General features: G+C 71.8%; 23 protein-coding genes and 1 pseudogene. 9 read left to right on the top strand and 15 right to left on the bottom strand.

Going from position 1 to position 25,696, the window contains the following annotated elements:
• Positions 1 to 114: 114 nt before the first annotated feature.
• Both AB0K36_RS32545 and kbpA read right to left on the bottom strand, forming a co-directional pair.
• Positions 115 to 2,463, bottom strand: a complete 2,349-nt coding sequence (locus AB0K36_RS32545) for an outer membrane protein assembly factor BamB family protein (protein WP_364601080.1) — start codon at positions 2,461 to 2,463, stop codon at positions 115 to 117.
• A 283-nt stretch (positions 2,464 to 2,746) separates the two neighbouring features.
• Positions 2,747 to 3,670, bottom strand: a complete 924-nt coding sequence (kbpA, locus tag AB0K36_RS32540) for an AfsK-binding protein KbpA (RefSeq protein ID WP_364601078.1) — start codon at positions 3,668 to 3,670, stop codon at positions 2,747 to 2,749.
• A gap of 283 nt (positions 3,671 to 3,953) precedes the next feature.
• Between kbpA and AB0K36_RS32535 the strand changes: the two genes are divergently transcribed.
• Together AB0K36_RS32535 and AB0K36_RS32530 are read left to right on the top strand one after the other, a co-directional pair.
• Positions 3,954 to 4,601 (top strand): TetR family transcriptional regulator, encoded by a 648-nt coding sequence (locus tag AB0K36_RS32535; RefSeq protein WP_159690860.1) that lies wholly within the window; start codon positions 3,954 to 3,956, stop codon positions 4,599 to 4,601.
• A gap of 180 nt (positions 4,602 to 4,781) precedes the next feature.
• Positions 4,782 to 5,261 carry a hypothetical protein gene (locus tag AB0K36_RS32530; RefSeq protein WP_364601076.1) on the top strand — a complete coding sequence of 160 codons (480 nt, stop codon included), beginning with the start codon at positions 4,782 to 4,784 and terminating at the stop codon, positions 5,259 to 5,261.
• A 30-nt stretch (positions 5,262 to 5,291) separates the two neighbouring features.
• Here the strand turns inward: AB0K36_RS32530 and AB0K36_RS32525 are convergent, their stop codons facing one another.
• The 3 genes from AB0K36_RS32525 to AB0K36_RS32515 are packed head-to-tail and all read right to left on the bottom strand — an operon-like array spanning position 5,292 to position 7,637.
• Positions 5,292 to 6,068 carry an enoyl-CoA hydratase/isomerase family protein gene (locus AB0K36_RS32525; protein WP_364601074.1) on the bottom strand — a complete coding sequence of 259 codons (777 nt, stop codon included), beginning with the start codon at positions 6,066 to 6,068 and terminating at the stop codon, positions 5,292 to 5,294.
• Positions 6,065 to 6,487, bottom strand: coding sequence for a Zn-ribbon domain-containing OB-fold protein (locus tag AB0K36_RS32520; protein WP_364601072.1), 423 nt, complete (start codon positions 6,485 to 6,487; stop codon positions 6,065 to 6,067). Before AB0K36_RS32520 ends, AB0K36_RS32525 begins: the two co-directional genes overlap by 4 nt.
• 1 nt (position 6,488) lies before the next feature.
• The gene (locus AB0K36_RS32515) at positions 6,489 to 7,637 is read right to left on the bottom strand and encodes a lipid-transfer protein (RefSeq protein WP_364601070.1); all 1,149 of its coding nucleotides are present in this window, start codon (positions 7,635 to 7,637) and stop codon (positions 6,489 to 6,491) included.
• A gap of 66 nt (positions 7,638 to 7,703) precedes the next feature.
• On the opposite strand from AB0K36_RS32515, the gene AB0K36_RS32510 reads away from it, so the two are divergent.
• Complete coding sequence (locus AB0K36_RS32510; protein WP_364601068.1) at positions 7,704 to 9,269, top strand: FadD3 family acyl-CoA ligase; 1,566 nt, start codon at positions 7,704 to 7,706, stop codon at positions 9,267 to 9,269.
• Positions 9,270 to 9,328: 59 nt separating this feature from the next.
• On the opposite strand, the gene AB0K36_RS32505 is transcribed toward AB0K36_RS32510, so the two are convergent.
• The 9 genes from AB0K36_RS32505 to AB0K36_RS32465 form a co-directional block, all read right to left on the bottom strand.
• Positions 9,329 to 10,561 (bottom strand): cytochrome P450 family protein, encoded by a 1,233-nt coding sequence (locus tag AB0K36_RS32505; RefSeq protein WP_364601066.1) that lies wholly within the window; start codon positions 10,559 to 10,561, stop codon positions 9,329 to 9,331.
• On the bottom strand, positions 10,558 to 11,796 hold the full coding sequence (locus AB0K36_RS32500; protein WP_364601064.1) for a cytochrome P450: 1,239 nt from the start codon (positions 11,794 to 11,796) through the stop codon (positions 10,558 to 10,560). The genes AB0K36_RS32505 and AB0K36_RS32500 overlap by 4 nt, the downstream gene beginning before the upstream one ends.
• Positions 11,793 to 12,449 carry a GTP-binding protein gene (locus tag AB0K36_RS32495; RefSeq protein WP_364601062.1) on the bottom strand — a complete coding sequence of 219 codons (657 nt, stop codon included), beginning with the start codon at positions 12,447 to 12,449 and terminating at the stop codon, positions 11,793 to 11,795. The genes AB0K36_RS32500 and AB0K36_RS32495 overlap by 4 nt, the downstream gene beginning before the upstream one ends.
• Positions 12,424 to 12,783 (bottom strand): DUF742 domain-containing protein, encoded by a 360-nt coding sequence (locus AB0K36_RS32490; RefSeq protein WP_189468933.1) that lies wholly within the window; start codon positions 12,781 to 12,783, stop codon positions 12,424 to 12,426. Before AB0K36_RS32490 ends, AB0K36_RS32495 begins: the two co-directional genes overlap by 26 nt.
• A complete protein-coding gene (locus tag AB0K36_RS32485) occupies positions 12,780 to 13,202 on the bottom strand; it encodes a roadblock/LC7 domain-containing protein (RefSeq protein ID WP_364601060.1) in 423 nt (140 codons plus the stop codon). The genes AB0K36_RS32490 and AB0K36_RS32485 overlap by 4 nt, the downstream gene beginning before the upstream one ends.
• Positions 13,199 to 14,713, bottom strand: a complete 1,515-nt coding sequence (locus AB0K36_RS32480) for an ATP-binding protein (protein WP_364601058.1) — start codon at positions 14,711 to 14,713, stop codon at positions 13,199 to 13,201. The genes AB0K36_RS32485 and AB0K36_RS32480 overlap by 4 nt, the downstream gene beginning before the upstream one ends.
• A 254-nt stretch (positions 14,714 to 14,967) precedes the next feature.
• Positions 14,968 to 15,192 (bottom strand): sigma-like protein, encoded by a 225-nt coding sequence (locus AB0K36_RS32475; RefSeq protein ID WP_364601057.1) that lies wholly within the window; start codon positions 15,190 to 15,192, stop codon positions 14,968 to 14,970.
• A gap of 263 nt (positions 15,193 to 15,455) precedes the next feature.
• A complete protein-coding gene (afsR, locus tag AB0K36_RS32470; RefSeq protein WP_364601055.1) occupies positions 15,456 to 18,401 on the bottom strand; it encodes an SARP-family global regulator AfsR in 2,946 nt (981 codons plus the stop codon).
• 122 nt (positions 18,402 to 18,523) lie between these two features.
• A complete protein-coding gene (locus AB0K36_RS32465) occupies positions 18,524 to 19,324 on the bottom strand; it encodes a polysaccharide deacetylase family protein (RefSeq protein WP_364601053.1) in 801 nt (266 codons plus the stop codon).
• A gap of 195 nt (positions 19,325 to 19,519) precedes the next feature.
• Between AB0K36_RS32465 and AB0K36_RS32460 the strand changes: the two genes are divergently transcribed.
• Together AB0K36_RS32460 and AB0K36_RS32455 are read left to right on the top strand one after the other, a co-directional pair.
• Entirely contained in the window at positions 19,520 to 20,740 is a 1,221-nt protein-coding gene (locus AB0K36_RS32460; RefSeq protein ID WP_364601052.1) for an amidohydrolase family protein, read from the top strand.
• A gap of 86 nt (positions 20,741 to 20,826) precedes the next feature.
• A complete protein-coding gene (locus tag AB0K36_RS32455) occupies positions 20,827 to 21,351 on the top strand; it encodes a GNAT family N-acetyltransferase (RefSeq protein ID WP_364601050.1) in 525 nt (174 codons plus the stop codon).
• A gap of 10 nt (positions 21,352 to 21,361) precedes the next feature.
• On the opposite strand, the pseudogene AB0K36_RS32450 reads toward AB0K36_RS32455, so the two are convergent.
• Positions 21,362 to 21,960: pseudogene (locus tag AB0K36_RS32450) on the bottom strand (Uma2 family endonuclease).
• Positions 21,961 to 22,096: 136 nt separating this feature from the next.
• On the opposite strand from AB0K36_RS32450, the gene AB0K36_RS32445 reads away from it, so the two are divergent.
• From AB0K36_RS32445 to AB0K36_RS32430, 4 genes are all read left to right on the top strand, one after another.
• Positions 22,097 to 22,510: a PaaI family thioesterase gene (locus AB0K36_RS32445; RefSeq protein ID WP_364601048.1), complete on the top strand. Its 414-nt coding sequence runs from the start codon at positions 22,097 to 22,099 to the stop codon at positions 22,508 to 22,510.
• 92 nt (positions 22,511 to 22,602) lie between these two features.
• Positions 22,603 to 23,523, top strand: a complete 921-nt coding sequence (locus tag AB0K36_RS32440) for a TIGR03619 family F420-dependent LLM class oxidoreductase (RefSeq protein WP_364601046.1) — start codon at positions 22,603 to 22,605, stop codon at positions 23,521 to 23,523.
• A 14-nt stretch (positions 23,524 to 23,537) separates the two neighbouring features.
• On the top strand, positions 23,538 to 24,290 hold the full coding sequence (locus tag AB0K36_RS32435; protein WP_364601044.1) for an SDR family NAD(P)-dependent oxidoreductase: 753 nt from the start codon (positions 23,538 to 23,540) through the stop codon (positions 24,288 to 24,290).
• A gap of 152 nt (positions 24,291 to 24,442) precedes the next feature.
• Entirely contained in the window at positions 24,443 to 25,567 is a 1,125-nt protein-coding gene (locus AB0K36_RS32430) for an LLM class flavin-dependent oxidoreductase (protein ID WP_189468957.1), read from the top strand.
• The last annotated feature ends 129 nt before the right edge of the window (positions 25,568 to 25,696 follow it).

Here is a 25,696-nt window from a genome sequence, read left to right as displayed (position 1 = left end):
ATAACACTATAGTTTCACTTGTCTCTGTTTTCTTCGGGGTCCACTACCGAACCCGCACATCGGTACAGCGGGATGGGGCGGGGTGGGGAACAGGCCCGCCGCAGGCGGGACGCGTCAGCGCGGCGCCGCGCCGCGGCCCGTCGCCGTGCCCTTCACCGCGTCCAGCGCGTACACGCACCGGTCCTTGCTGCACGCGTACACGACACCGTTCCGCGCCACCGGCGACCCCGTGATCTCGCCGCCGGTCGCCAGCTTCCAGCGGAGCTGGCCGCCGCTCGCGTCGAGCGTGTAGAGGACGTGGTCGGCGGAGCCGAAGTGGACGCGGCCGTCCGCGACGACCGGTGTGCCGACGACCTCGCCGCCGGCCGCGAAGCGCCACATCGGGGTGCCGGTCACGGCGTCCAGGGTGTAGAGCGCCGAGCCGCTGCCGACGTGGACGTTGCCGGCCGCGACGAGTACCGGCTCGCTGGACTGGCGGGACTCCGTGGCGATGCGCCACCGGTCCTTGCCGGTGGTGGCGTCGAGCGCGTACACGGTGCCGAGGTAGTCGGCGAGGTACACGCCGCCGCCGGTCACGGCGGGGCCGGGCGCGAACGCGGGCGGCGAGAGGAACACCGCGGGCGCCTCGAAGTGCCAGCGCACCAGTCCGGACGTGATGTCGACGGCGAGCACCCGCGTGCCGGCGGAGACGTACACGTAGCCGTCGGGCGCCGGCTGCACCCGTACGGGCACGTTCCCGCACGAGGCGGCGTCCCCGATCGGGTACGACCAGCGTTCGTCGCCGGTGCGGGCCTCGAGGGCGCGCAGCCGCGCGTCCTTCCACACGTACACCGTGTCGCCGAAGATCGCGGGGCCGGACTCCGGCGTCTCGAAGTCGCTCTGGGCGCCGGTGATCTCCCACAGCTTCTCGCCGTTGGAGGCCTCCCACGCCTGTACGCCGCCGCCGCGGGTGCCGGTGAGGACGGTGCCTCGGTCGACCTTGAGGGAGTACACCCAGGCGTCGGTCTGGAGCCGCCAGCGTTCGTTGCCGGTGGCGGCGTCGAGCGCGTACAGCGTCGGACCGTCGGAGGCGTGGATACGGCCGGCGGCCACGGCCATCGCCCAGGCCACGTCCCGCGTCTTGAACTGGCGGCGGCCGGTCCCCACGTCCAGAGCGTGCACCTCGAACGAGGTGACGTACAGCAGGTCACCGTCGACGACCGGTGTTCCCCACACGTCGTTCGACATGCGGAAACGCCAGGGCCGCCAGTGGGCGGGGCCGGGTTCCGGCGCCTGCGCGGGGGGCGGGACGGGTGCCGGAGGCGCGGCAACCGCGCCGCCGGGGGCGTCCGTACCGCCCGGTCCGGCGGGCGGCCGCACCCAGCCGGTGGCCGGTCCTGCCTCCGCCACCATGGCGCGGCCGGTGTCGGCGACCCGGGGTCCCGGCCCGATGGGCACGTTGGAGCCGGGCAGCCGCACCGGGCCGCCCAGGGACTGCGGGGGCACCGCCTGCGGCTGCGGAGGCGCCGGCGGGACGGGCGGCGGGGTGGGACGCGAGGGCGCGGGGCGCGGGGACACGGCCGGCGGGCGGCCGCCACCGCGACGGGTCTCGATCATGGCGGTCGCGGACGTCGGCAGCCACGCCGAGGCGGTGCCGCTGTCGTCGCCGCCGGAGGAGAAGAGATGGGGCGCGAGCTGCGCCTGAAGGTCCTCGGGCATCGGTCGCAGCCCCGCCTCCATCTGCATGCAGGAGTCGATCAGCGGCCGCAGCTCGTCCGGGAGCCCTTCGAGGTCCGGGCCTTCGCGCAGCAGCATGAAGACGGTCTCCACGGGGTTCGCGCCGTGGAACGGCGCGTGTCCGGTGGCCGCGAAGACCAGGGTGGAGCCGAGTGAGAAGACATCGCTGGCACCGGTCACGCTGCGGGAGTCGCGCGCCTGCTCCGGCGACATGTACGCGGGCGTGCCGACGGCGACGTTGGTCATCGTCAGCCGGGTGTTCGAGACGCCGGACGCGATACCGAAGTCGATGACGCGCGGCCCGTCCTCCACCACCAGCACGTTGGACGGCTTGAGGTCGCGGTGCACGAGGCCCGCGCCGTGGATGGACTGCAGCGCCTCCGCGATGCCCGCCGCGAGCCATCGGACGGCCTGGGCGGGCAGGGGCCCGCACTCGTTGATGATCTCCTCGAGGGAGGGCGCGGGGACGTACGCGGTGGCCAGCCACGGCACCGCGGCGCGCGGGTCGGCGTCGACCACGGCGGCGGTGTAGAAGCCGCTGACCGCGCGGGCCGCCTCCACCTCGCGCGTGAAGCGGACACGGAACAGCTGGTCCTCCGCGAGCTCGGTCCGCACGGTCTTGATCGCGACCCGGCGGCCGGACGCCGACCTCGCGAGATAGACCAGTCCCATGCCACCGGCACCGAGCCGGCCCAGCACCTCGAACGGACCGATCCGTCTCGGGTCGTGCTGCGTCAGCTGCTCCATACCTGCGTGCCACCTCCCCGTACGGGCTCCCACGAAATGGAGCCCGTCACTTACAGCCCCGTGCAGGGTCTCACCATCGAGCCCCTCAGCGGTGAGCACCCTGATTCTTCCTGTACGGAGCCACGGTTGCGAACCCGGGGGCGGATCGGGGTGTCTCACCGCGTTTCGGGCACCTCTGTGAGCGCTGTCACCGATCCTGGAGTGCTGTCACCGGCCGGGACCCGGCGCGCCGGGCCGGTGCGGGCGGGCGGACCGGCCGTCCCTGGTCGCTCACATTGTCGCTTCAAGCGCTCTTGGCGGCTTCTCCGTCCTCTTCGGAGGGCTCGCGGCCGGGCCTATGGGTCCCTCCCGTACCGGACTCCGGCCGCGTCCCGCCGCTCGCCGCCTCCCGCGTCCCGCCGGGCGCGTCCGAGCGGTCCGGCTCGGCCAGCACGGCGAAGGTCGCCCCTTGGTTGTCGCCGACCACGGCGATCCGCCCGTACGGGGTGTCGGACGGTACGGTGCGGACCCGGCCGCCGAGGCGGACGACGGACTCGGCCGTCGCGTCGCAGTCGGTGACGCAGAAGTAGACGAGGAAGTGGTCGGGCATCTCCGGCGGGAACTCGTCCGTGATGGTGCTGCGTCCGCCGACTGCCGTGTTCTCCCCCGGCTCCGTACCGGCCGGCGACCACATGCGGAAGCCGGCCATCGTGCCGGTGAGGTCCGTGCCCTGGAAGTGGAACACGGACTCGTAGAAGTCGTCCGCGCGCTCGTGGTCCCGGGTGTACACCTCGGTCCAGCAGAACGAGTTCGGCTCGCCCTGTTTCTCGAAGCCCTGCCGGGTGCCCGCCTGCCACAGGCCGAACACCGCGCCGCCGGGGTCCGCGGCGACCGCGGAGATCCCCGCGGAGTCGACGGGCAGCGGGTCGTTGATCAGCCGGCCGCCGTGGTCGGCGATGCGTCTGCCGAGGGCCGCGGCGTCGGGGGTGGCGAAGTAGACGCCCCAGACGGTGGGCATACGGCCGTCCCGCTTGGGAGTCAGCGCGCCGACCAGCCGTCCGTCGCTGAACGCGTCGGCGTAACGGCCGCGGACGCCGCCGGGGACGTTGCCGCCGCCCCGTTCGCTGAAGGTCCAGCCGAAGAGCTCGCCGTAGAAGCGCTTGCCCGCCTCCACGTCGGGGAGCGATGCGTCCACCCAGCACGGCGTGCCCTCTGCGAATGCGGCCATGGACCTGATTCCTTCCCTGGGTGTGGTGCCCGTCACCATCAAGCTAACGGCGCATCACGCGGGGCGCGCGGAATCAATTCGAACGTATGGGCGATATGTGCCGCTATGGCAAGGGGTGAACGGTCGAAAGGGGTGTGTGGGGCGCTTCCGGCGGGACCGGTTCCGTCGAGTTGTCCACCGAAGTTGTCCACAGGCTGTTGATAACACTATTGCCGTCCGTGGTCGGCACCCCATTTGCAGTCGGCCGAATCGCGCGCCGATCACCCCTCGGTAAGCTGACGGCATGACAGGACAAGTGCGCACCGTCGACGGCCGGGTAGCCGGCCGACGCGGGCAGGCGACGCGGCAGAAACTGCTCGACTGCCTCAGCGAGATGCTCAGCTCGTCGCCGTACCGGGACGTCAAAGTCATCGATGTGGCCCGGAAGGCGGGCACTTCACCGGCGACGTTCTACCAGTACTTCCCGGATGTCGAGGGCGCCGTTCTCGAAATCGCCGAGGAAATGGCCAAGGAGGGCGCCGAGTTGACCGAGCTGGTCTCCGGCCGCTCCTGGGTCGGCAAGGCGGGCTGGCAGACGGCGGAGGAACTGGTCGAGGGCTTCCTCGACTTCTGGCGCCGCAACGACGCCATTCTCCGCGTGGTCGATCTCGGTGCCGCCGAGGGCGACAAACGTTTCTACAAGATCCGCATGAAGATCCTGACCTCGGTCACCAACTCCCTCTCGGACGCCGTCAAGGAGCTCCAGGGCAAGGGCAAGGTCGACAAGGACGTCAGCCCGGGAGCGATGGCCGGATCGCTGGTGGCGATGCTTGCCGCGGTCGCCTCGCACCAGAAGGGCTTCACGACCTGGGGTGTCAAGCAGGCCGAACTCAAGCCGAATCTGGCCCTGTTGGTGCACCTCGGCATTACGGGCAAGAAGCCGGCGAAGTAGCGGCCCGCGGAACTGCCCGCCCGGTGCCGGGCGCGAGTCCTGTCACGCCGACGGCGGTCCCCTCGCGAGGGTGACCGCCGTCGGCGTTCTCGTGTCCGGAAGTGCCCCGTGACGCTGCTAGGGTGACGTGCGCTCGTCAACCGGGCCCCATTCGCCGACACTTTCAACGGGGGTTGAAACGTGAAGATCCGTCATGTCCGCGCCATTGCCGTCTTCGGAATCGCGCTCGTCGCACTGACCGGGGCCCGTGGCTCCGGCGGTGGTGGCTGTGACAACTCCAGCAGCTCTTCGAGCGGCGGCGGCAGCCACCGCGACGACGACAGCGGCAGCACCGGCGGCGTCTCCGTCCCCGGTGGGTCCAGCGCCGACAAGGCCGCACGCGACATCACCATCGACGAGTGCAAGTACGACGACGCCACGAAGGCACTCACCGCGAAGATCACCATCAACAACAGTGACTCGCTGGACTACGACTACGACGTCACCATGAAGTTCACCGGTGGCGTCGGCGGCACGGCCGTCCCGGCCACCGCGAGCGAGTCGGCGATCGCCGTCGCCGCGGGCGCCTCGGAGACCACCGTGCTCAGCACCCCGTACACCGGCTCCGGCAACGGCTCCGAGTACACCAAGTGCGAGGTCTCGCGCGCTTCCCGCAGCTGACCGGCGGACGCCGCGGCGCCCGATCGGGCGCTAGCGCAGCCGGAAACCGCCCTTGCCCCGCCCCTGCTCGAACAGCTCGGCCTGCCGCCCCGGCGGCAGGTTGCCGAGCGTGACCAGGTGCGGGGCGAGGGAGAGCGCCCGGGACCGTGACGCCTCGGTGGCCGACCACACGGCGCGCACCGTCCCCTGGACGGCGTCCGTCGGAAGCGACGCGATCACCGCCGCGGCCCGCAGGGCCGCCGCTGCCGCGCCGCCGGGCTCCGTCAGCTCGGAGACCAGGCCCACCTCGTACGCTCGGCGTGCCGTCAACCGCTCCGCCGTGCCCATCAGGGCCGTCCGCGCCACCTCACCGGCCGGCATCCGCTGGGCCATGAAGACGGACTCGTAGGCGCTGACCATCCCGTACGTGGTGTGCGGGTCGAAGAACGTCGCCTCGTGCGAGGCGATCACGAACTCGCTCTCGCCGAGCAGGTAGAACGCCCCGCCGCAGGCCATGCCCTCCACGGCCGCGATCACCGGCTTCCACAGGTCGTTCGCCTTGGGGCCGATCCCCAGCAGCGGATCGTCGAGGGAGTACGGCGAGGACGGCTGCGGCACCTCTGCCGAGCGGTCGACGCCCGTGCAGAACGCCCTGGTGCCCGCGCCCGTGACCACCGCTGCCCGGACCGCGTCGTCGTGGCGGAACTCCCGCCAGGCCGCTCCCAGTTCGGCCGCCGTCTCCAGGTCGATCGCGTTGAGTACGGCGGGCCGGTCGAGGGTGACCAGGGCGACGCCGCTGTCCTTGTCCCTCTCCACGCGCAGGCTCATGCGCGCTCCAGCCGCCAGCGGGGCAGCCCGTCCCGGGTGAACACCACGCGCACTCCGGCACCGATGCGCAGCCGGGCCGGGGCGACGGAGTTCAGTGGCGCGTCCGGGGCGGCGACCACGTTGCCGGCGAGCCGGATGCGGGGGGCGTCGAGCAGTTCGACGACGACCGCGTTGTAGGGGGCCTGTTCGGCGTAGCCGGGCAGCAGCGGCGGGTGCGGGAACACGAACGACCAGATACGGCCCCGGCCGCTCATCCGGCGCCACTCGCTGTCGAAGGACCCGCAGTGCGGGCAGCAGGGGCGCGGCGGGAAGCGGGGTTCGCCGCAGGCGGGTGCGGCGCAGGCCTGGACGCGCAGTTCGCCGCGCGCCGCGTACTTCCAGAAGGGCGCGCCGTCGTCGTCGATGACCGGTCGCAGCATCTCAGCTCCTCAGCAGAAGGGCCGACGTCGGTACGCCCTCGCCCGCCGTCACCAGGCAGGTCCGCGCGTCCGGCACCTGGGCCGTCGAGGCGCCCCGCAGTTGCTTGACGCCTTCGTTGATCAGGTTGAAGCCGTGCACGTAGGCCTCGCTGAGTCCGCCGCCCGCGGTGTTCAGGGGCAGCCGCCCGCCGATCTCCAGCGCTCCGCCCTCGGTGAAGGCCGCGCCCTCGCCCCGCCCGCAGAAGCCGTAGCCCTCCAGCGACAGCGGAATGAGAGGGGTGAACGCGTCGTAGATCTGGGCCACATGGACGTCGTCCGGCCCGAAGTCGGCCTGCTTCCACAGGTGCCGGGCGGCCGTCCAGGCGGGGCCGGTGAGCGGGTCGTCGTTCCAGTAGTTGACCATTCCGTGGTGCTGGGCGGGCAGGCCCTGGGCGGCGGAGTGGACGTAGACGGGTCCGTGCCGGCAGTCGCGGGCGCGTTCGGCGCTCACGATCACGCAGGCGAGCGCGCCGTCCGTCTCGAGGCAGTTGTCGAAGAGGCAGAGCGGCTCGCTGATCCAGCGGGCGGTCATGTACATCTCGCGGGTGAGCGGGCGTTCGTACATCATCGCGGCGGGGTTCTGGTTGGCACGGTTGCGGCAGGCGAGGGCCACGTTGAAGAAGTGGTCGCGGGTCGCGCCGTACTCGTGCATGTAGCGGCGGGCGAGCATGCCGATCTCGTCGACGGGCCGCAGCAGCCCGAAGGGGCGGGTCCACTGGGCCGGGGTCGGCAGCTGTGCCGTGGTGTTCGTCCAGGGGCGCGGGCCCGAGCCGCGTTTGCGCGAGCGCCAGGCCACGCCGACGGTCGCCTGTCCGGTGGCGACGGCTCCGGCCAGGTGGGCGACGGTGGCGCAGGAGCCGCCGCCCCCGTAGCCGACCTTGGAGAAGAAGGTGACGTCGCCCGCGCCGACGGCCTTGGCGAGCTCAACCTCCTCGGTGTCCTCCATGGTGTACGAGGCGAAGCCGTCCACCTCGGAGGGGGCGATGCCGGCGTCGTCGAGAGCGGCGAGGACCGCGCGGCAGGCCAGTGTCTTCTCCGGTTCGGGCAGTCGTCCGGCGAAGGCCGTCGAGCCGATCCCGACGATCGCCGCCTTGTCCTTGAGGGTCGCCATGGCCGGAGCGTACAGCTAATCTGACGTACCGTCAGCTATTGCGCGGGGACGTACGGGAGGCATGTGATGCGACGCGGCGACCTGGCATGGGGGACCGTCCCGGAGCTGGTGAGAAGTGCCGCCCTGCGGTACGGGCGGCGCGAGGCCGTCGTCGACGGGCGCACCCGCGTCCCGTACGCCGAGCTCGGCGAACGGGTCGAACGCGCCGCCGCCGCGTGCATCGCCTCCGGCGTCCGCAAGGGGGACCGGGTCGCCGTCTGGGCGCCCAACACCCTCGACTGGATCGTCTGCGCGCTCGGTGCCGTCACCGCGGGGGCCGTCCTCGTCCCCCTCAACACCCGGTTCAAGGGCGCCGAGGCGGCCGACGTCCTCCGGCGCTCGCGCGCCGGACTCCTCTTCGTCACCGGCACCTTCCTCGGCACCTCCTACGTCGCCTCCCTGCGCCGCTGCGGCGTGGAGCTCCCCGACCTCGAGCAGGTGGTCGTCCTCGCCGAGAGCGCGCCGCAGGAGTACCGCACCTGGAAGGACTTCCTCGCGGGCGGCGACGGAGTCGGCGCACGACAGGTGCGGGAGCGCGCCGCAACCGTCACCGCCGACGACCCCTCCGACCTCGTCTTCACCTCCGGCACCACCGGCCGCCCCAAAGGCGCCGTCATCACCCACGCCCAGACGCTGCGCTGCTACGACCTGTGGAGCGAACTCGCGGGCCTGCGCGAGGGCGACCGCTACCTGATCGTGAACCCGTTCTTCCACACCTTCGGCTACAAGGCGGGCATCATCGCCTGCCTCACCCGCGGCGCCACGATGATCCCCCAGCCCGTCTTCAACGTGGAGACCGTCCTCGCGAACATCGCCGCGGAACGCATCTCCGTGCTCCCCGGCCCGCCGACCCTGCACCGGTCGCTGCTCGACCACCCGGCACGCGCCCGGCACGACCTGAGCTCACTGCGCCTCGTCGTCACCGGCGCCGCAGTCGTCCCGCTCGACCTGGTGGAACGACTCCGCGACGAACTGCGCGTCCCGACCGTCCTGACCGCCTACGGACTCTCGGAGGCGAGCGGCATCGTGACCATGTGCCGCCGGGGCGACGCCCCCGCCACCGTCGCCGCCACCTCCGGCCGTGCGATACCGGGCACGGAGGTCCGCGTCCTCGCGCCGCCGGGGGAGCCGGGGGAGGTACTGGTGCGCGGGCACAACGTCATGCGCGGCTACTTCGAGGACGCGGAGGCCACGGCCCGCGCGATCACTCCGGACGGCTGGCTGCGCACCGGCGACGTCGGGGTCCTGGACGAGGCGGGGAACCTGCGCATCACCGACCGGATCAAGGACATGTTCATCGTCGGCGGCTTCAACGCCTACCCCGCGGAGATCGAGCAACTGCTCGGCCGGCACCCGGACGTCGCGGACGTCGCCGTCGTCGGCGTGCCCGACGAACGGCTCGGCGAGGTGGGCAAGGCGTACGCGGTCCGAAGGCCGGGCTCGACGCTCACCTCCGACGACCTGATCGCCTGGTCACGGCGGGAGATGGCGAACTACAAGGTGCCTCGGCACGTGGAGTTCATGGCCGGCCTGCCCCGCAACGCGAGCGGAAAGGTGCTGAAGACCGAGCTGCGCGCCCGGCACGGCGGCTGAGCGCGGCACCGGCCCGGTCCCGCGCTCTCGCGGCACCGGGCCGGGCCCGTCTGTGGTGGTCAGCCGTGGAGGCGGACCGGGATCTCCCGCCATCCGTACGCGATGAACGAGGGCACCTGCTTCAGCTCGTCGGACGTGAACGCGGCGGTCAGGCCCGGGTAGCGGTCGAAGAACGCCGGCAGCGCGGTCATCGCCTCCATACGGGCCAGCGGGGCGCCGATACAGCGGTGCACACCGACACCGAAGGACAGATGGTCGTCGGCCGCGCGCGTGGCGTCGAAGGCCGCCGCGTCCTCGCCGTAGCGCGCCGGGTCGTTGCCCGCGGCCGCGTACGTCGTCAGGATCGCGTCGCCCGCCGGGACGGTGACCCCGCCGACGGTGATGTCGGACACCGCGAACCGCAGCGGGAGCGAGGCGATCGACGGACGGACCCGCAGGACCTCCTCGATCACCTGCTCCCAGCTGATCGCACCGGCCCTGACGGCGGCCAGCTGCTCGGGGTGCTCGAGCAGCGCGACGACGGCGTTGCCGATCAGATTGACCGTCGTCTCGAAGCCGGCGCCGATGACGAGGAGCAGGGTGTAGAGGAGCTCCTCGTCACTGAGCCGGTCGCCGTCCTCGTCGCGGACCCGGATCAGCTCGGTCGTCATGTCGTCGCCGGGGTGCTCGGTCTTGTACCCGATGAGCGAGCCGAGGACCGTGCCGATCTGCTCCTGGACCCAGGCCGCCTGCTCCGGGCTCGGGTCGGAGGTGTCCATGAGCGCGGCGATCAGCCGGCCGGTGGCCTCGCGCAGATGCTCGGGCACGCCGAACAGCTCGCAGATCATCCGCATGGGCAGCGGATGAGCGAACGCGGCCTTCACGTCCACCACTTCGCCGTTCGCGCCGGCCGCGTCCAGCTCGGTCAGCAGCTCCTCGGTGATGGCCTCCACGCGGTCGCGCATCGCCTCGGTGCGCCGGGCGGTGAAGCTGGGGGCGACGAGCTTGCGCAGCCGGGTGTGGTCGCTGCCGTAGGTGGACAGCATGTTGACCACGCCGACCCAGCCGAGGATCCAGCCCCACTCGGGGCGCTCGCCGATCTCGGGGAAGAGCGACCAGTGCTGACGCGGGTCCTTGCTGACCCGGGGGTCGAGGATCAGGGCCTTGAGGGTGTCGTAACCGGTCGGCGCCCAGGCGGGTATGCCGCCGGGCAGCTCGACCGGCACCACCGGACCGAGGGAACGCAGCTTCGCGCACTCGGCGATGATGTCGGCACCGAACGGATCGACGGCCACACGGGTGGACACGGTCATGAACGGTCTCCTGCCTGGTCGGGGCTGTGAGGTGTGAATCTGACGGGCAGCGCCGTCAGCGAACGGTGGAACGGGCCCGGCCGCCAGCTGAGCCGCTCACGCGGTACGACCGGCTGAAGATCCGGCAGCCACTGGGTGAGGCGCTCGATGGCCTCCGTGGCGATCAGCAGGGCGGGCTGCTTCACGGGGCAGGCGTGCTCTCCCGCGGAGAACGACAGGTGCGAGGCGTCGTGGCGGTGGTGCGTCCCGGCGAAGTCCTGCTCGGCGAAGTGGCCCAGCGCTCCGTACGAGACGACGACCGGGACCGCCGCCTGCACCCAGACGCCGTGGAAGGACACGGACTCGCGGGCGAAGTGGATGCCGTAGTTCGACAGCGGGGTCTCGTAGCGGAGCACCTCGAGGACCGCGTCCATCACCGGCCGGGAGCCACTGGTGAGGGTGGAGTAGTAGTCGGGGTTGCCGAGGATCCGCGAGAGCGCGTTGGAGACGAGATTGGCGCTCGGCTCGTGGCCCGCCCCGAGGGTGAGGAAGACCTGCCAGGTGACCTCCTCCGGCGTGAGGCCCAGCGGGTGGTCCAGCAGCCGGCTGGTGATGTCGGGCCCGCGATGCACCGACTTGGCGGCGATCAGCTCCAGCACGTACCTGCCGTACTCGGCCTCGCCCTCCGCCGCGCGGTCACCGCCCTCCATCATGGCGCCGAGCGCGGCGTCGAGCCGGCCGGACTCGCTGTCGGGCAGCCCGAAGAGGTTGTTGAAGATCAGCGCCATGAGTGGCCGGGCGAACTCGGTGACGAGGTCCGCGGAGCCGGCGGGGCCGAAACGGCCGACGAGCACGTCCACCGCGTGATGGACGCGTTCGCGCAGGTCGTGCGGCTCCACCAGGTCGAACGCATCCGTGAAGCTGCGCCGGTAGCGGACGTGTGCGTCACCGTCCGCGAAAAGGGTGTTGGGCCGCCAGCGCATCATGCCGAGGACGGGGGAGTCCTCCGGGACGGTGGACTCCCAGGGACGCGGGTCGTGCGACCAGGTCTCCGTGTCGTGCAGCAGGTCGAGGGCGGCACGGCGGTCGGTGACGACGTAGGCCGGCACACCGGGGGCGAGTTCCGCCCAGCCGACCGGACCCTGCGCCCGCAGCGCCGCGTAGTAGGCGTGCGGGTCGGCCGCGAAGCCCTCTTCCCACAGTCGTACGGGCGCGGACAGCGAGAACGCGTCGGCGCGGGCAGGATAGGCGTTCAACGGAGCTCCGTCCGGCGGCTGTTGCGGTCGATGAGGTGCTGGACCAGGGCGAGCAGCGCGTCGACGGACGAGTTGGTGTCGCGGGCGTCGCACATCACCAGCGGGGTGTCGTGCTCGAGGTCGAGGGCGCGGCGAAGCTGCTCCTCGCCGTAGTTCTTCGAGTCGGGGAAGGTGTTCAGCGCGACCGCGTACGGCAGTCCCGACTCCTCGACCATGCCGAGGACGTCGAAGGAGTCGTCGATACGGCGGCTGTCGACGAGCACGAGCGCGCCGAGCGCCCCGTAGGCGATGTCGTTCCACAGGGAGCGGAAACGTTCCTGGCCGGGGGTGCCGAAGAGGTAGAGCACGATCCCGCCGCCCAGCGAGATCCGCCCGAAGTCGATGGCGACGGTCGTCGTCGTCTTGTCGCGCACCCCGGCCAGGTCGTCGACCGCGACCGACGCCTGCGTCAGATGTTCCTCGGTGTGCAGCGGCCGGATCTCGGAGACGGAGTCGATCAGTGTCGTCTTGCCGACGCCGAACGGGCCGGCGACAAGGATCTTGACCAGTTCCCGCGCGGTGTCGGGCAGATACGGACCGGCCTCGGAGCCGCGCTCACGGGAGGACGGGCCGGAGCGCGCGGGCGGGCTAAAGCTTGAGGGCGCGGAGGCCATCGGCCACTCTCTTCAGAAGGTCACGGTCGGGCAGGGCGGCGGAGGGGACCGGTGGGCGTGCGCGCACCAGGCCCTGGTCGATCAGGGCGGCGGCCAGCACGCGGACCGCGGAGACCGGCAGCTTCAGCAGGGCGGCCGTCTCCACCACGGTCAGCGAACCCCCGTCGAGCGCCTCCAGCACAGCGTGCTGGGCGGCGGGCAGACCGGTGGGCGCGGGCCCGCCGGCGCCGGTCAGCACCGACAGGCGCTCCAGGCTGTTGCGACTGGGCCGCGCCACCCCGCCGGTGGACAGGTAGGCGGGCACCAGGGGGCGGCCGCTCCGGCGGCCGGTCATACCGCTGTGCCGCCGTCGGCCACCCGGGGCGCCGCGGCCATGGCCTTCTCACCGAGCCGGGCGACCTGGGAGTGGACCCGGTGGCCCAGCAGATCGAGGCGTACCTCCGGGCTGCCGTACGCGGCCACGCACGTGCCGTGGTCGGTGGGCGCGACCAGGATGTAGCCGTGGTCGGACTCGATGACCACCTGCCGCAGGAGGGCGGCGTCCTCGTCGGCGAACGCGGCCGCGGCGGTACGGCACGCCCCCTGGACGGTGCTGATGATCGCTGCGACGCGCTCCGCCGAGTCCTGGGAGAGCGCGGCGGAGTAACCGGAGACGAGCCCGTCCCTGGTCAGCAGCGCGGCGGCCCGGACATGCGGGATTTCGAGGATCGGATCGAGCACCCAGGCGGCTTCACCGGGGTCGCGGCTGGTCATCGGGGGTCGTTCCCTTCGGTCTCTGCGGCGTTGCGCGCCGCAGCTGTTGCGGACTGCAGCGCCCCGAGCGCCGCGGCGGACTCCTCGGGGGTGCGGGCGGGTGCGGCGGGCGCGGCCGGTTCGGGGGCGGGTGCCGCGGCGGATGCTTCGGCGCGGACCCGGCGGCGGCGCTGCGGGAGCTGGTCGCCGTCCTCCGGGGGGTCGGGCACCGGCTCGTGGACGGGCTCGTCGCCGTGCGGCGCCGAGGCGGCGGCCGAAGGCGTGGCACGGGTGGCGGGCGCGGGGAGCCGCGGCTGCGCGGAGAGCGGTTCGGGGGCGGCGTGCGGTCCGGGGGCGGCGGGATGCGCCTGCCGGTCGTGCGGCGCCTGCCGGGCCGGCGGCGTCTGCTCCGCGAGGGGCCCTGCCTGCTCGGCCGCGAGTTCGGGCTCCGCCGAACTCCGGGTGGAGCGGGCGGCGCTGACGGCGGGCGGGTGCAGGACCGGGTCGATCCGGCTCAGCAGATGGCTCTTGACGAGCAGCACGGCTCGTACACCCCCGTAGGGCGACGGCGTGGACAGGTCCACGGAGACGTCGAACTGCCGCGTGAGCCGCCCGATCGCCGCCAGTCCCATCCGGGGCGGGTCGCCGAGGTCGGACAGCAGGATCGGGTCGTCCCCGGCCACCAGCCGCTGTGCGGCGGCCCGTTCGTCGCTCGCCATGCCGACGCCCGCGTCGTCGACGGTCACCGAGACGCCGTGGTGGACGCGTTCGAGGTTCACCACCACGGCGGTGTCCGGCGAGGAGTGGCGCAGCGCGTTGTCGAGCAGCTCGGCGACGATGATCGCCACCGGCTCGACCGCGTGCGACACGAGCGCGGTGCCCGGCTCGAGGTGGTTGTGCACCTGGACCCGGTGGTAGCCGACGAGCCTCGCCTGTCCGCCCGTGACGGCGTCGACGAGGTGCGACTCCTCGCGGGCGAGCCCCACCCATGCCCCGCACACGACGGCGGCGACCTGGGCGCGACGCAGCGACTGCTCGTTCTCGTGGTCGAGGGCGAAGAGGGTCTGCGCCAGCTCCGGGTCGTCGTAGCGCTGCTGGAGCCCGCGCAGCACGTCCTGGAGCCGGTAGAGCCCGGCCTGGATCTCGCGGGTCGCGCCGCGCATGCCGGCGCGGGCGGCGGCGTCGACGCGTTTGCGTTCCTGGGCCATGGCGGTACGCAGCGCTTCGAGCACGGCCTCCGTCCCGGCTCCCGCCGGCCCGAGCGGTCCGGGCACCCGGACGTGCGGGTGGGCGGTCCGGGTGGCCTCCGCGGGCATCCGCTCCGCGGCGAGGTGGGCGATCTCGGCGGCGAAGGCCTGTGCGGCACGGTCCACTTCGTGCCGGGCGGCGTCGAGATGCGACCGGAGCGTGGCGATCTCCGCGCGCTGCCGGGCCCGTTCACGCCGGGAGCGGACGAGCCCGCCTCCCAGGACGAACGCCGACAACGTCCCGGCGGCCAGGCCGCCGGCGGCCAGGTCCGGTATCTCGATCATCGAATTAGACCTCGGGAGAGCAGGGTGTGGGGGGCGCCGTGAGGCGCCTCGCCAAGTACACACTGCCGCTGAGCGGTTGCGCTCGGTTTCCGTCGAAGATCCTTTGATTTTGTCCGGTCGGTGGCCCATTGTTGTCGAAGTGTCTGAGTGTGGCTCAGGACACAGTCGGGGCCGTCCGATCGGAGACATGCCACGGCCGCGGCGGCTCCCCCTCCGCGCCGCCGCGGCCGTTCCCCGTCGTGGTTGGCTTCGTGTCAGCCCTTCGGCGGCGCCGGGGCGTGGTGGTCACCCATGGTCGTGATGGTGGTGTCGGCGGGCGGGACCGGGGCGTGGTGGTCGCCCAGCGTGGTGATGCCGTCGGCCGGCGGCGCCGGCGCGTGGTGGTCACCCATGGTGGTGATGCCGTCGGCCGGCGGGGCGGGCGCGTGGTGGTCGCCCATCGTGGTGATCTCTTCGCGGTTCTGCTTGTTCGTGCTCATGTCGTCCCCCATGGGATGTCCGATGACCGGAGGGCCTTCCGGCCGGCGACTCCCCCGAGGGTCGCCGGACGGAAGGCCGGTGGACCTGTCACCCGCTGAGGCGCCGGCCCGTGTGATCCGTCTGCCCCCCGACGCGACGGATCGAATGCTTGAAGCATGTCGGACGAGCATAAACATTCGATGAACGCCCTGCCCCCGCCCCTGCCGTGTTCCCGCGTCCCTCTTTCCGGACCCTGCCGGGACCGGGCGTGCACGGCGAGCCGTCAGGCGGCACCGCTCAGCGGCTCGAGCAGCGCGCGGACCTCTTCCGCCTCCGCCGCGCCCGTCTGCTCGTGGAGGAACAGCGCGTCACGCCAGCACGCGCGCGCACGGTCCGCCTGACCGAGCGCGTCCAGGGCCAGTCCCAGCGTCGTCAGCACCTTGCCGCGGGTACGGTCGCCGCCGATGCAGCCCATCGCGAGGGCCTGTTCCGCGTGCTGCGCGGCCCGTGCCGGGCGGCGTGCGGACAGATGCGCCTGAGCGATGCGGAAGTGCGCCGTGCCCTCCCACAGGCGCTGCCGGTTCGACTCGAACAGGCGCAGCGCCTCCGACAGTTGCTCCAGGGCGTCCGTGTGGCGGCCGGCCTGCGTCAGCGCCACACCGAGGGCGTAGCGGGCGTTGGCCAGCCGCAGGGTGTGGCCGATCCTGTCGTAGATGGCGATGCCCTGCTCCGCGAGGGAGATCGCCTGGGTGATGCGGCCGGTGGCGACGTGGATGCGGGAGAGGTTGGACAGGGCGCTCGCCTCGCCGGGCAGATTGCCGTCGAGGCGCGAACCCTCCATGGCGCGGCGCAGGTGCTCCTCGGCCTCCTGGTTGCGCCCCTGTATGAAGGCGATGATGCCCCGGTCGTTGTCCGACCAGTAGACCGGCGCCGGGTCGTTCACCGAGCGGGCGAGGACCGCCGCCCGGGCGGCCTCCTCGTCCGCCTCGTCGTAACGGCCCGCCGTGAGATGGACGTTGGTCATCGACGTCCGGGCCCGGCCTTCGGTCCGGGTGTCGCCGGCGGCCCGCGCGGCCTCGACCGCTCCGCAGGCCACGGACTCGTAGACCTTCGAGTTCGCCCCGGACTCGGCGAGGTTCTGGACCGCCCACAGCAGATCCACCGCCCGTCGCAACTGCGGTCCGGGGGACGCCTGGCGGGCGCAGGCCAGGAGGCAGTGGGCCTCCGCGTAGAGCCAGTCCTGGGCGTCTTCCAGGCGCGCGAACTCGAGCCCGGCGTCACCCGTCGGCTCCAGATGGACCACGAGCCGGTCGCCCGGCCGTTCCATGGCGAAGACCCGGGCCGCCGTCGCCAGATAGAAGTCCAGCAGGTGGGAGACGGCGGCCTCCCGCGCCTCGGGCGACTCGTCCCGCTCCGCGCATGCACGCGCGTAGAGCCGCACCAGGTCGTGGTAGCGGTACCGGCCCGGCGCCGCGGACTCCAGCAGGGACGTGTCGACCAGTGCCTCGAGCAGGTCCTCCGTCTCGTGCGGCGGCAGTTCCAGCACGGCGGCCGCCGCGGCGAGCGAGATGTCGGGGCCGTCCGCCAGGCCCAGCAGGCAAAACGCCCTGGCCTGGGCCGGCTCCAGCTGGCCGTAGCCGAGTTCGAAGGTGGCCTTCACCGCCAGGTCGCCGGCCTGGAGCTCGTCGAGGCGGCGCCGTCCGTCGGCCAGCTTGGCCGCGAGGACCGAGACGGTCCAGGTGCGGCGGGCCGCCAGCCGTGAGGCGGCGATACGGATGGCGAGCGGCAGGAAGCCGCATGCCGCGACCACGTCCAGCGCGGCGTCGCGTTCCGCGCCGACCCTCTCCGCCCCGACGATCCGGGTGAACAGCTGGAGGGCCTCCTCGGGGGACATCACGTCCAGGTCCACCAGGTGCGCTCCGGCCAGGTCGACCATCCGCACCCGGCTGGTGATCAGCGCGGCACAGCCGGCCGTGCCGGGCAGCAGGGGCCGTACCTGGGCGGCGTCGCGGGCGTTGTCGAGCAGCACCAGGATCCGCCGCCCGTCCAGGGCGGAGCGGTAGAGGGCCGCGCGCTCGTCCAGTGTGTCCGGGATCGCCGAGTCGGGTGTGCCCAGGGCGCGCAGGAACGCGCCGAGCACCGTCTCGGGCTCCGCGGACCGGTTGCCGGTGCCCTGGAGGTCGACGTACAGCTGTCCGTCGGGGAAGTGCTTGCGCGCCTGGTGGGCCACATGGACGGCCAGGGTGGTCTTGCCGACGCCGCCGATGCCCGCGAGGGCGGACACCGCCATCACCGAGCCCTCCGCGGTCGCCAGTTGGCCGCCCAGCTCCTGCACGAAGGACGACCGGCCGGTGAAGTCCGGCACGGTGGCGGGCAGCTGGGCGGGCCGGGTGGTCTGCGGGGCGGGGGCGGTCTCCTCCTGCGGGCGGGCGAGTTCGGCGTCGGCCCGCAGGATGCGCTGCTGGAGGCTGGAGAGTTCGGGACGCGGGTCGACGCCCAGTTCATCGGCGAGCAGCCGGCGGGTGTCGGCATAGACGGCGAGTGCTTCCGCCTGGCGTCCGCTGCGGTACAGGGCGAGCATCAGCAGCTCACGCAGCCGCTCACGCAGGGGGTGGGTCGCGGTGAGCGCCGTCAGCTCGGAGACGGCCTCGGCGTGCCGGCCGACCTCGAGGTCGATGTCGAGCCGGGTCTCGAGGAGTTGCAGACCCCATTCGACGAGCCGGGTGCGCTGGTTCTCCGCGTACGGCCCGGGCACGTTGGCGAGCGGCTCGCCGTCCCACAGGTTCAGCACCTTGTTGAGCAGCGCCCGGGCCTGGGTGCGGTCACCGGCGGCGTTCGCCTTGTACGCCTCCGCCGCGAGCTCCTGCGCGACGGCGAGGTCGAGGGCGTCCCGGCCGATACGCAGCGCGTAGCCGCCCGACTCGCTGACCAGGGTGTCCGGGTCGAGTGCCTTGCGCAGCCGGGAGGCGTACGTGCGGACGGCGGCGAGTGCCTGGGACGGGGGTTCCTCGCCCCAGATCGCGTCGATCAGTTCGTGGGCGGTGGCGGTGCGCCCGTCGCGGAGCAGCAGCGCGACCAGCAGGGCGCGCTGCTGCGGCGAGCCGGGCGGCAGGGTCTCTCCACCCCGCCGCACCCGTACCGGTCCGAGCACGCTGAAGTACAGCTCGGCGTCCTCGCTCCCGAGCGGAGCGCGCTGGTTCGGTACGCGTGGCCCGCTGTCACGGTCCATAGGTGCCCCCTGCCGGTACTGCCGGAATCGCCCTCGACAGTCTGCCTTGTTGGGGGCGGCCGCGTCAGCAGCGGGGCGGCTGCGTCTGCTGTCCGTCCGCCTGGCCGTCCGGCCCGCTCTGATCAGGGGCGATAGACCGTGCCGGGTTCGGGTGCGGCCGGTGCGAGCAGCTGGGTGACCGTGACGAAGGTGTAACCGCGCTTCTTCAGCTCGGCGATGATCCCGGGCACGGCGGGGACCGTTCCGTCGTAGATGTCGTGCAGCAGGATGATGCCGTCGCGTCCGGCCTGGTCGAGGATGCGCTTCTTGATGAGCTCGCTGTCGGTGGTGGAGTAGTCCTTGGCGGTGGCGCTCCACAGGACCTGGGAGAGGCCGAGCTCCTTGCTGACGGCCTTCACCTCGTCGTCGGTGCGGCCCTGCGGCGGGCGCATCAGCCGCGGCTTCTCGCCGGTGATCTCCTCTATGGCGTCCTGGGTGCGGCCGAGTTCGGCGCGTATCTGTTCCTTGTCGAGCTTGTCGAGCCGCTGGTGGGTCCAGGTGTGGTTGGCGACCTCGTGGCCTTCCGCGGCGAGGCGGCGCACCACGTGGGGGTACTTGAGCACGTGGTTCTTGCCGAGCAGGAAGAAGGTGGCGGGCACCTTCTCCTTCGCGAGGTGGTCGAGCAGTCGGGGGGTGTCCTTGCCGGGACCCGCGTCGAAGGTGAGCGCTATGCACATGGCCTTCTCGCAGTCGACGGACGGTGAACCGGAGCCCTGGCCCTTCTCGCTCGCGAGCGGCTTCCCGTCGGAGCCCGCGGCGTCGGAGCGGGCGTCCGCGGGCGAGGTGCTGTCGACGGAGCAGCCGGTGAGCGCGAGGGTCAGCGTGAGGGCCGCGGCGAGGGCCGGAACAACCCTGGACCCGGTTCTGTACGTCCTTGAGGGCATGGTGAGTCTCCCCGTTCGTGGTGGCGCGGTGGTGCGGCGGTGTGCCGGGCGTACGGAATGCGGCCGCGAGGCCGGTGGTCGTCCGTACCTGCGTGACTATACACAGTGTGTATACACGGAGTGTATAGCGGGCCCGGATCGATGGAGGTCACCCCGATAGCTGACGGGTCGTCAGATCGGCGCTACCTTGAAACGATGGAGACCTTCCCCAAGATCATCTCGGTGGACGATCACACGGTGGAGCCCCCCGGCGTCTGGCGGGACCGGCTCCCGTCGAAGTACGCCGGCACAGGCCCCCGCATCGTCCGGGCGCCCCTGAAGGAAATGACCTTCCTGGGCGGCAGGTTCGCCCCCGTCATGGGAGCCGCCGGCGACGAGGGGCCGGTCGGCGACTGGTGGGTCTACGAGGACCTGCACCGCCCGCTCACCCGGCTCGACACCGCCGTCGGCTACGACCGTGACGAGATCAAGCTGGAGATCATCACCTACGAGCAGATGCGCCCGGGCTCCTACAGCGTCCCGGAGCGGCTCGCCGACATGGACGTCAACCATGTCCGGTCCGCGCTCTGCTTCCCCACCTTCCCGCGCTTCTGCGGCCAGACCTTCACGGAGGCGGCCGACCGGGAGCTCGGGCTGCTGTGCGTGCGGGCCTACAACGACTGGATGGTGGAGGAGTGGTGCGGCCCCGAGGCGCGGGGCCGGCTCGTACCGCTGACCCTGATCCCTCTGTGGGACGCGGAACTGGCGGCCGCGGAGGTCCGCCGCAACGCGGCGCGCGGCGTGCGCGCCGTCGCCTTCTCCGAGATACCCCCGCACCTCGGGCTCCCGTCCGTCCACACCGACGCGTGGGACCCGTTCCTCGCGGCGTGCGACGAGACCGGCACGGTCATCGCCATGCACATCGGCTCCTCCAGCCGCATGCCGTCCACCTCCGCGGACGCGCCTCCCGCCGTCGGCTCGACCATCACCTTCGCCAACTGCTGCTTCTCCATGGTCGACTGGCTGATGAGCGGCAAGTTCGAGCGCTTCCCCGGCCTGCGGGTCATGTACGCGGAGGGGCAGATCGGCTGGATCCCGTACATCCTGGAGCGCGCGGACGTCGTCTGGGAGGAGAACCGCGCCTGGGGCGGTGTCGCGGACAAGGTCACCCGGCCGCCGTCCGAACTCTTCGCCGAGCACGTCTACGGCTGCTTCTTCGACGACGCCTTCGGCCTCAGGAACCTGGACGCGATCGGTGCCGGGAACGTCCTCTACGAGACGGACTACCCGCACTCCGACTCGACCTGGCCGAAGTCGAAGGAGGTCGGCGAGTCCCAGATGGGCCACCTGCCGCAGGACGTGGTGGAAAGGATCGTCGCGGGCAACGCGATCGACCTGTTGGGGCTGACCGACGACGGGCTGTGGGCGGGCCCGTAGGGCACCGGCGGACAATCGCGTTGAGCGCCCCGCCCGCCGCGTGCTACCTGTGTCGTGATCAGGCGGAAGCGAAGGGGGCGGCGGGCATGGTGCTCGGAGAACTGGTGAAGCTGCGGGCGATGGGCCCGGCGGACGCGGCGGCGCTGTGGCGGTGGAACCACGACCCTGACGTCATGCGCTGGATGGACGACAACCACCCCTCGACCCTGGAGCACGTGGAGAAGTGGCTCGCCGACCGCCCGCGCAACACCTACGGCGACCTGCTGCTCGGGGTCGAGGTGTCGAGCGACGGCCGGCTGATCGGGCTCGTCGCCCTGCGCGACGCGGAACCGGAGACCGGCATCGCGGAGCTCGACATCTACCTCGGCGAGAAGGACTACTGGAGGAAGGGTTACGCGACCGACGCCATGCGGACGGTGTGCCGGTACGGCTTCGACGCGATGCGCCTGCACAAGATCTCGCTCACGGTGGTCACCGAGAACCTGGCCGCGCAGCAGGTCTACAAGAAGGTCGGCTTCGTCGAGGAGGGCCGCCTGCGCCAGTCCTTCCGCCGCGACGGGAAGTGGTACGACCAGTTCACGATGGGCCTCCTGGAGGGCGAACTCCGCTGACGCCCACCGGTCAGCCCTCGCCGGGCGCCTGGAACCCGGTCGTGTCGACGTGGCAGTCGAACGGGGCAGGGATGTGGATCTTCTCGCCGAACGGCACGGTGAGGGGGAGGCATATCCCTTCGAGGTCGGCGACCAGTAGACGGTGGCGCTGTCCTCCTGCATGTCGAGCAGGAGGTAGACAGGAACGCCGGCCTTGCCGTAGCGCTCGACCTTGTCGGTGAGGTCGTCGTCGCGCGTCGTGGGAGAGGTCAACTCGGCGACGAAGGAGATCCCTTCTCCGTCCAGGTGGCGGCTTGTCGTCTGCCGCGTCCGGCGATGAGCCGCATGGACGTCGGGACCGTAAGCCCGTTCCACGCCAGGGAACACGTAGAGCGCGGGGGCGGAGCTGATCCGGTGGCCCTCCGGAAGGCGGGGACGCAGCTGCTCGCAGACCAGATCCATGACGTCGAGGTAGTACGCCTTCGACGATGGTGACACGACGATGTTCCCCCTGATGATCTCGGCGTTGAAGCCGTCGGGCACGTTCAGCTCGTCGAGGGCTGCGCACAGCTCCTCGAAGCGGTGGGGGTCGGTGCCGTCTGTCGTCGGGCGTTCCAGCATCACCGTCATGATGCGCCTCCCTCGCGTGGCGGGCCAGTCGATACTCGGCGTAGCGGGCCGGTATGACACGGGTGGCCGAAGATTCACGGGACAGCCGCACCCGGGCCGTCTACCCGGAACGGGTCGCGACCGGCACCATCGGGGCATGACGCTCACCACCGCGGAAGCGGGCAAGATCCTCGCCGACAGCTTCGCCCCCTGGGTCCTCGAACTCGGCCTGTCCGTCGAGGAGACGGGCGACCTGCGCGCCGTGCTGCGGCTGCCCTGGTCCGACCGGCTCGCCCGGGAGGGCGGCGGGATGTCCGGGCAGGCGCTGATGGCCGCGGCCGACACGGCGACGGTGATCGCCGTGTCGTCGGCCCGGGGCGGCTTCGTCCCCATGACCACGGTCCAGCAGTCGACGAGCTTCATGCGCGCGGTCGTCGGCGCCGACGTCCTGGTCGACGCCCGGATCACCAAGCTGGGCAAGCGCATGGCCTTCGCCGACATCACCATGACCGCCCAGGGCGCCCCGGAACCGGCCGCCCGCGCCTCGACGGTGTACGCGCTGCTCGGCTGAAGGCGCTGCGCCACCCTTGCCTGATGGAGCGTCAGCCCTGACGATGGCGGCAGCCGTCGCATCTGACGGGACGTCAGCTTCGAGGAGTCTCCATGGTGGCGTACGGGATGCAGCTCCCGGTCCAGTCGCAGAGCACCCTCTACGCCGAGCCCTGGGAGACCGAGGCCGGCCCGGACGACCTCGCCGCCGTCGCCGTGGCGGCCGACCGGGCCGGCTTCTCCTACGTCGCCGTCTGCGACCACGTCGCCGTCCCCCGCCGCCTCGCGGACGCCATGTCCACGGTCTGGTACGACCCGGTGGCCACGCTCTCCTTCCTCGCCGGGGTGACCGAACGGGTACGGCTGCTGAGCCATGTCGCGGTCGTCGGACTCCGCCACCCCCTGGCCTCCGCCAAGCAGTACGCGACCCTCGACCACCTCTCCGGCGGACGGCTGGTCCTCGGCGTCGGCGCCGGGCACGTACGGGAGGAGTTCGAGGCCTTGGGCGTCGACTTCGACGCCCGCGGAGCCGTCCTCGACGAGAGCGTCGACGCGCTGCGCGCCGCGCTCGGCCCCGGCGAGTACCCGGAGTTCAGCGGCGAGCGCTTCCGCTTCAAGGACCTCGGGCAGCGGCCGCGGCCGGCCCAGCCGCGTGTCCCCCTCTGGGTCGGCGGCTCCTCGCCGGCCGCCGTACGACGGGCCGCGCTCAAGGGCGACGGCTGGCTGCCCCAGGGCGACCCCCGCGAGAAGCTGCCGGCGCAGATCGCCCGGCTCCGGCAGCTCCGGGAGGCGGCGGGGATCGAGGGCCCCTTCGTGATCGGCGCCATCACGGAACCGCTGTACATCGGCGAACCAGGCCGGCACACCGGCCGCCGGACGGTCTCCGGCAAGCCCGCGGCGGTCGCGGAGTCCCTGCGGGCCTACGCCGTGATGGGCGTGGACCAGATCCAGGTGCGGTTCCGCAGCCGGAGCCGCGGTGAACTGACCGACCAGATGGCGGCCTTCGCCGCCGACGTCGCCCCCCACCTCGACTGACCAAGGGAGCAGGCATGGGCAAGCTGGACGGACGCGTCGTACTCGTCACCGGCGCCGCGCGCGGGCAGGGGGAGCAGGAGGCCAGACTCTTCGCCGCGGAGGGCGCGAAGGTCGTCCTCGCCGACGTCCTCGACGAGCTGGGCGAACCGCTCGCCAAGGAGGTCGGCGGTCTCTACGTCCATCTCGACGTGAGCCGCGAGGCCGACTGGACCGCGGCCGTCGCCACCGCGAAGGAGCACTTCGGCAGGATCGACGGACTGGTCAACAACGCGGGCATCCTGCGCTTCAACGAACTGGTCTCGACCCCGCTGGAGGAGTTCCAGCTGATCACGCAGGTCAACCAGGTCGGCACCTTCCTCGGTATCCGCGCCGTCGCTCCGGAGATCGAGGCGGCGGGCGGCGGCACGATCGTGAACACGGCCTCGTACACGGCGGTGACGGGCATGGCCTACGTGGGTGCGTACGCGGCCTCCAAGCACGCGATCCTCGGCCTGACGAGGGTCGCCGCGCTCGAGCTCGCGGGGAAGGGGATCCGGGTCAACGCCGTGTGCCCCGGCGCCGTGGACACCCCGATGAGCAACCCCGAGGGGACGGACCCGGAAGCGGTCGGCGACCTGTACCGCACGCTGGTGCCGCTCGGCCGGGTCGGGCGGCCGGAGGAGGTCGCGCGGCTCGCCCTCTTCCTGACCGGCGACGACTCCTCGTACATCACCGGCCAGCCGTTCGTGATCGACGGCGGATGGCTGGCGGGCGTCAGCGTGCTCTGACGAGGCGGCCCCGTCCCGTGGCGGCCCGTGCGGTGGCGGCTCTGCGCCGTCCGGTGCGGGGCCCCGGCTCTCTTGACTGCGCAGGCACCCGGTGGAACAGTCGGACCCATCCAGATCTGACGGTACGTCAGAAACGATAGGCGGTGAACCCCTTGGAATTCGGCCTCTTTGTTCAGGGATACCTCGGCAAGCGCGCCGAGACCGACCCGCTCGCCGAGCACAAGGCGCTGATGGAGGAGACCGAGTACGTCATCCAGGCGGACAGGTCCGGGTTCAAGTACGCCTGGGCCTCCGAGCACCACTTCCTGGAGGAGTACTCGCACCTGTCGGCCAACGACGTCTTCCTCGGCTACCTCGCCCACGCGACCGAGCGCATCCACCTCGGCTCCGGCATCTTCAACCCCCTGGCCCCGGTCAACCACCCGGTCAAGGTCGCGGAGAAGGTCGCGATGCTCGACCACCTGTCACAGGGCCGTTTCGAGTTCGGCTCGGGACGGGGCGCCGGGTCCCACGAGATCCTCGGGTTCATGCCGGGCATCACCGACATGAACCACACCAAGGAGATCTGGGAGGAGACCATCGCCGAGTTCCCCAAGATGTGGCTCCAGGACGAGTACGTGGGCTTCCAGGGCAAGCACTGGTCCCTGCCGCCCCGGAAGGTCCTCCCCAAACCGTACGGGCCGGCCCACCCGCCGATGTGGTACGCGGCCGGATCGCCGTCCTCGTACGCCATGGCCGGCAAGAAGGGCCTCGGCGTGCTGGGCTTCAGCGTCCAGAAGGTCTCCGACATGGAATGGGTCCTCGACTCGTACAAGTCGGCGGTGAAGGAGGCGAAGGCGGTCGGCGCCTTCGTCAACGACAACGTGATGGTGACGTCGACGGCGATCTGCGCGGAGACGCACGAACGCGCGGTCGAGATCGCGGTGTCCGGCGGCCTCAACTACCTCCAGTCGCTGCTGTTCCGCTACCACGACACGTTCCCACGCCCCGACGGTGTCCCCGAGTGGCCGGAACTGCTGCCGGAGTACACGGCGGAGATCATCGAACTGCTGATAGCGGAGGAACTGATGATCTGCGGCGACCCGGGAGAGGTGCTGCGGCAGTGCAAGCGGTGGGAGCAGGCGGGGGCGGACCAGCTGTCGTTCGGCCTGCCGATCGGAGTGTCCTACGAGGACACGATGACGACGATCCGCCTGATCGGGGAGCACGTGATCCCCCAGATCGACACGGACCCGATCCACCGGACGACCCGCTTCCGGGAGTCGGCGGGGAGGTGAGGCGGGGCGGCGCGGGTGCGGGTGCGTGTCGCCTGCGGCGGGCGTGTTCCCCTACCCGCCCCTTCCCGAACCGGGGGCTCCGCCCCCGGACCCCCGCGCCTCAATCGCCGGCGGGGCTGACAAAGTCAG

It is taken from the genome of Streptomyces kurssanovii, from assembly GCF_040677245.1.
Classification (GTDB): domain Bacteria; phylum Actinomycetota; class Actinomycetes; order Streptomycetales; family Streptomycetaceae; genus Streptomyces; species Streptomyces kurssanovii.
The sequence above is the reverse complement of the archived record's forward strand: the minus strand, read 5'-3'. Positions and strand labels throughout refer to the sequence as shown.

Excerpts from the sequence above, each read along its gene's own strand:
- AB0K36_RS32545 (WP_364601080.1), bottom strand. The coding sequence starts at position 2,463 with ATGGAGCAGCTGACGCAGCACGACCCGAGACGGATCGGTCCGTTCGAG.
- kbpA (WP_364601078.1), bottom strand. The coding sequence starts at position 3,670 with ATGGCCGCATTCGCAGAGGGCACGCCGTGCTGGGTGGACGCATCGCTC.
- AB0K36_RS32535 (WP_159690860.1), top strand. The coding sequence starts at position 3,954 with ATGACAGGACAAGTGCGCACCGTCGACGGCCGGGTAGCCGGCCGACGC.
- AB0K36_RS32525 (WP_364601074.1), bottom strand. The coding sequence starts at position 6,068 with ATGAGCCTGCGCGTGGAGAGGGACAAGGACAGCGGCGTCGCCCTGGTC.
- AB0K36_RS32520 (WP_364601072.1), bottom strand. The coding sequence starts at position 6,487 with ATGCTGCGACCGGTCATCGACGACGACGGCGCGCCCTTCTGGAAGTAC.
- AB0K36_RS32515 (WP_364601070.1), bottom strand. The coding sequence starts at position 7,637 with ATGGCGACCCTCAAGGACAAGGCGGCGATCGTCGGGATCGGCTCGACG.
- AB0K36_RS32510 (WP_364601068.1), top strand. The coding sequence starts at position 7,704 with ATGCGACGCGGCGACCTGGCATGGGGGACCGTCCCGGAGCTGGTGAGA.
- AB0K36_RS32505 (WP_364601066.1), bottom strand. The coding sequence starts at position 10,561 with ATGACCGTGTCCACCCGTGTGGCCGTCGATCCGTTCGGTGCCGACATC.
- AB0K36_RS32495 (WP_364601062.1), bottom strand. The coding sequence starts at position 12,449 with ATGGCCTCCGCGCCCTCAAGCTTTAGCCCGCCCGCGCGCTCCGGCCCG.
- AB0K36_RS32490 (WP_189468933.1), bottom strand. The coding sequence starts at position 12,783 with ATGACCGGCCGCCGGAGCGGCCGCCCCCTGGTGCCCGCCTACCTGTCC.
- AB0K36_RS32485 (WP_364601060.1), bottom strand. The coding sequence starts at position 13,202 with ATGACCAGCCGCGACCCCGGTGAAGCCGCCTGGGTGCTCGATCCGATC.
- AB0K36_RS32480 (WP_364601058.1), bottom strand. The coding sequence starts at position 14,713 with ATGATCGAGATACCGGACCTGGCCGCCGGCGGCCTGGCCGCCGGGACG.
- AB0K36_RS32475 (WP_364601057.1), bottom strand. The coding sequence starts at position 15,192 with ATGAGCACGAACAAGCAGAACCGCGAAGAGATCACCACGATGGGCGAC.
- afsR (WP_364601055.1), bottom strand. The coding sequence starts at position 18,401 with ATGGACCGTGACAGCGGGCCACGCGTACCGAACCAGCGCGCTCCGCTC.
- AB0K36_RS32465 (WP_364601053.1), bottom strand. The coding sequence starts at position 19,324 with ATGCCCTCAAGGACGTACAGAACCGGGTCCAGGGTTGTTCCGGCCCTC.
- AB0K36_RS32460 (WP_364601052.1), top strand. The coding sequence starts at position 19,520 with ATGGAGACCTTCCCCAAGATCATCTCGGTGGACGATCACACGGTGGAG.
- AB0K36_RS32455 (WP_364601050.1), top strand. The coding sequence starts at position 20,827 with ATGGTGCTCGGAGAACTGGTGAAGCTGCGGGCGATGGGCCCGGCGGAC.
- AB0K36_RS32445 (WP_364601048.1), top strand. The coding sequence starts at position 22,097 with ATGACGCTCACCACCGCGGAAGCGGGCAAGATCCTCGCCGACAGCTTC.
- AB0K36_RS32440 (WP_364601046.1), top strand. The coding sequence starts at position 22,603 with ATGGTGGCGTACGGGATGCAGCTCCCGGTCCAGTCGCAGAGCACCCTC.
- AB0K36_RS32435 (WP_364601044.1), top strand. The coding sequence starts at position 23,538 with ATGGGCAAGCTGGACGGACGCGTCGTACTCGTCACCGGCGCCGCGCGC.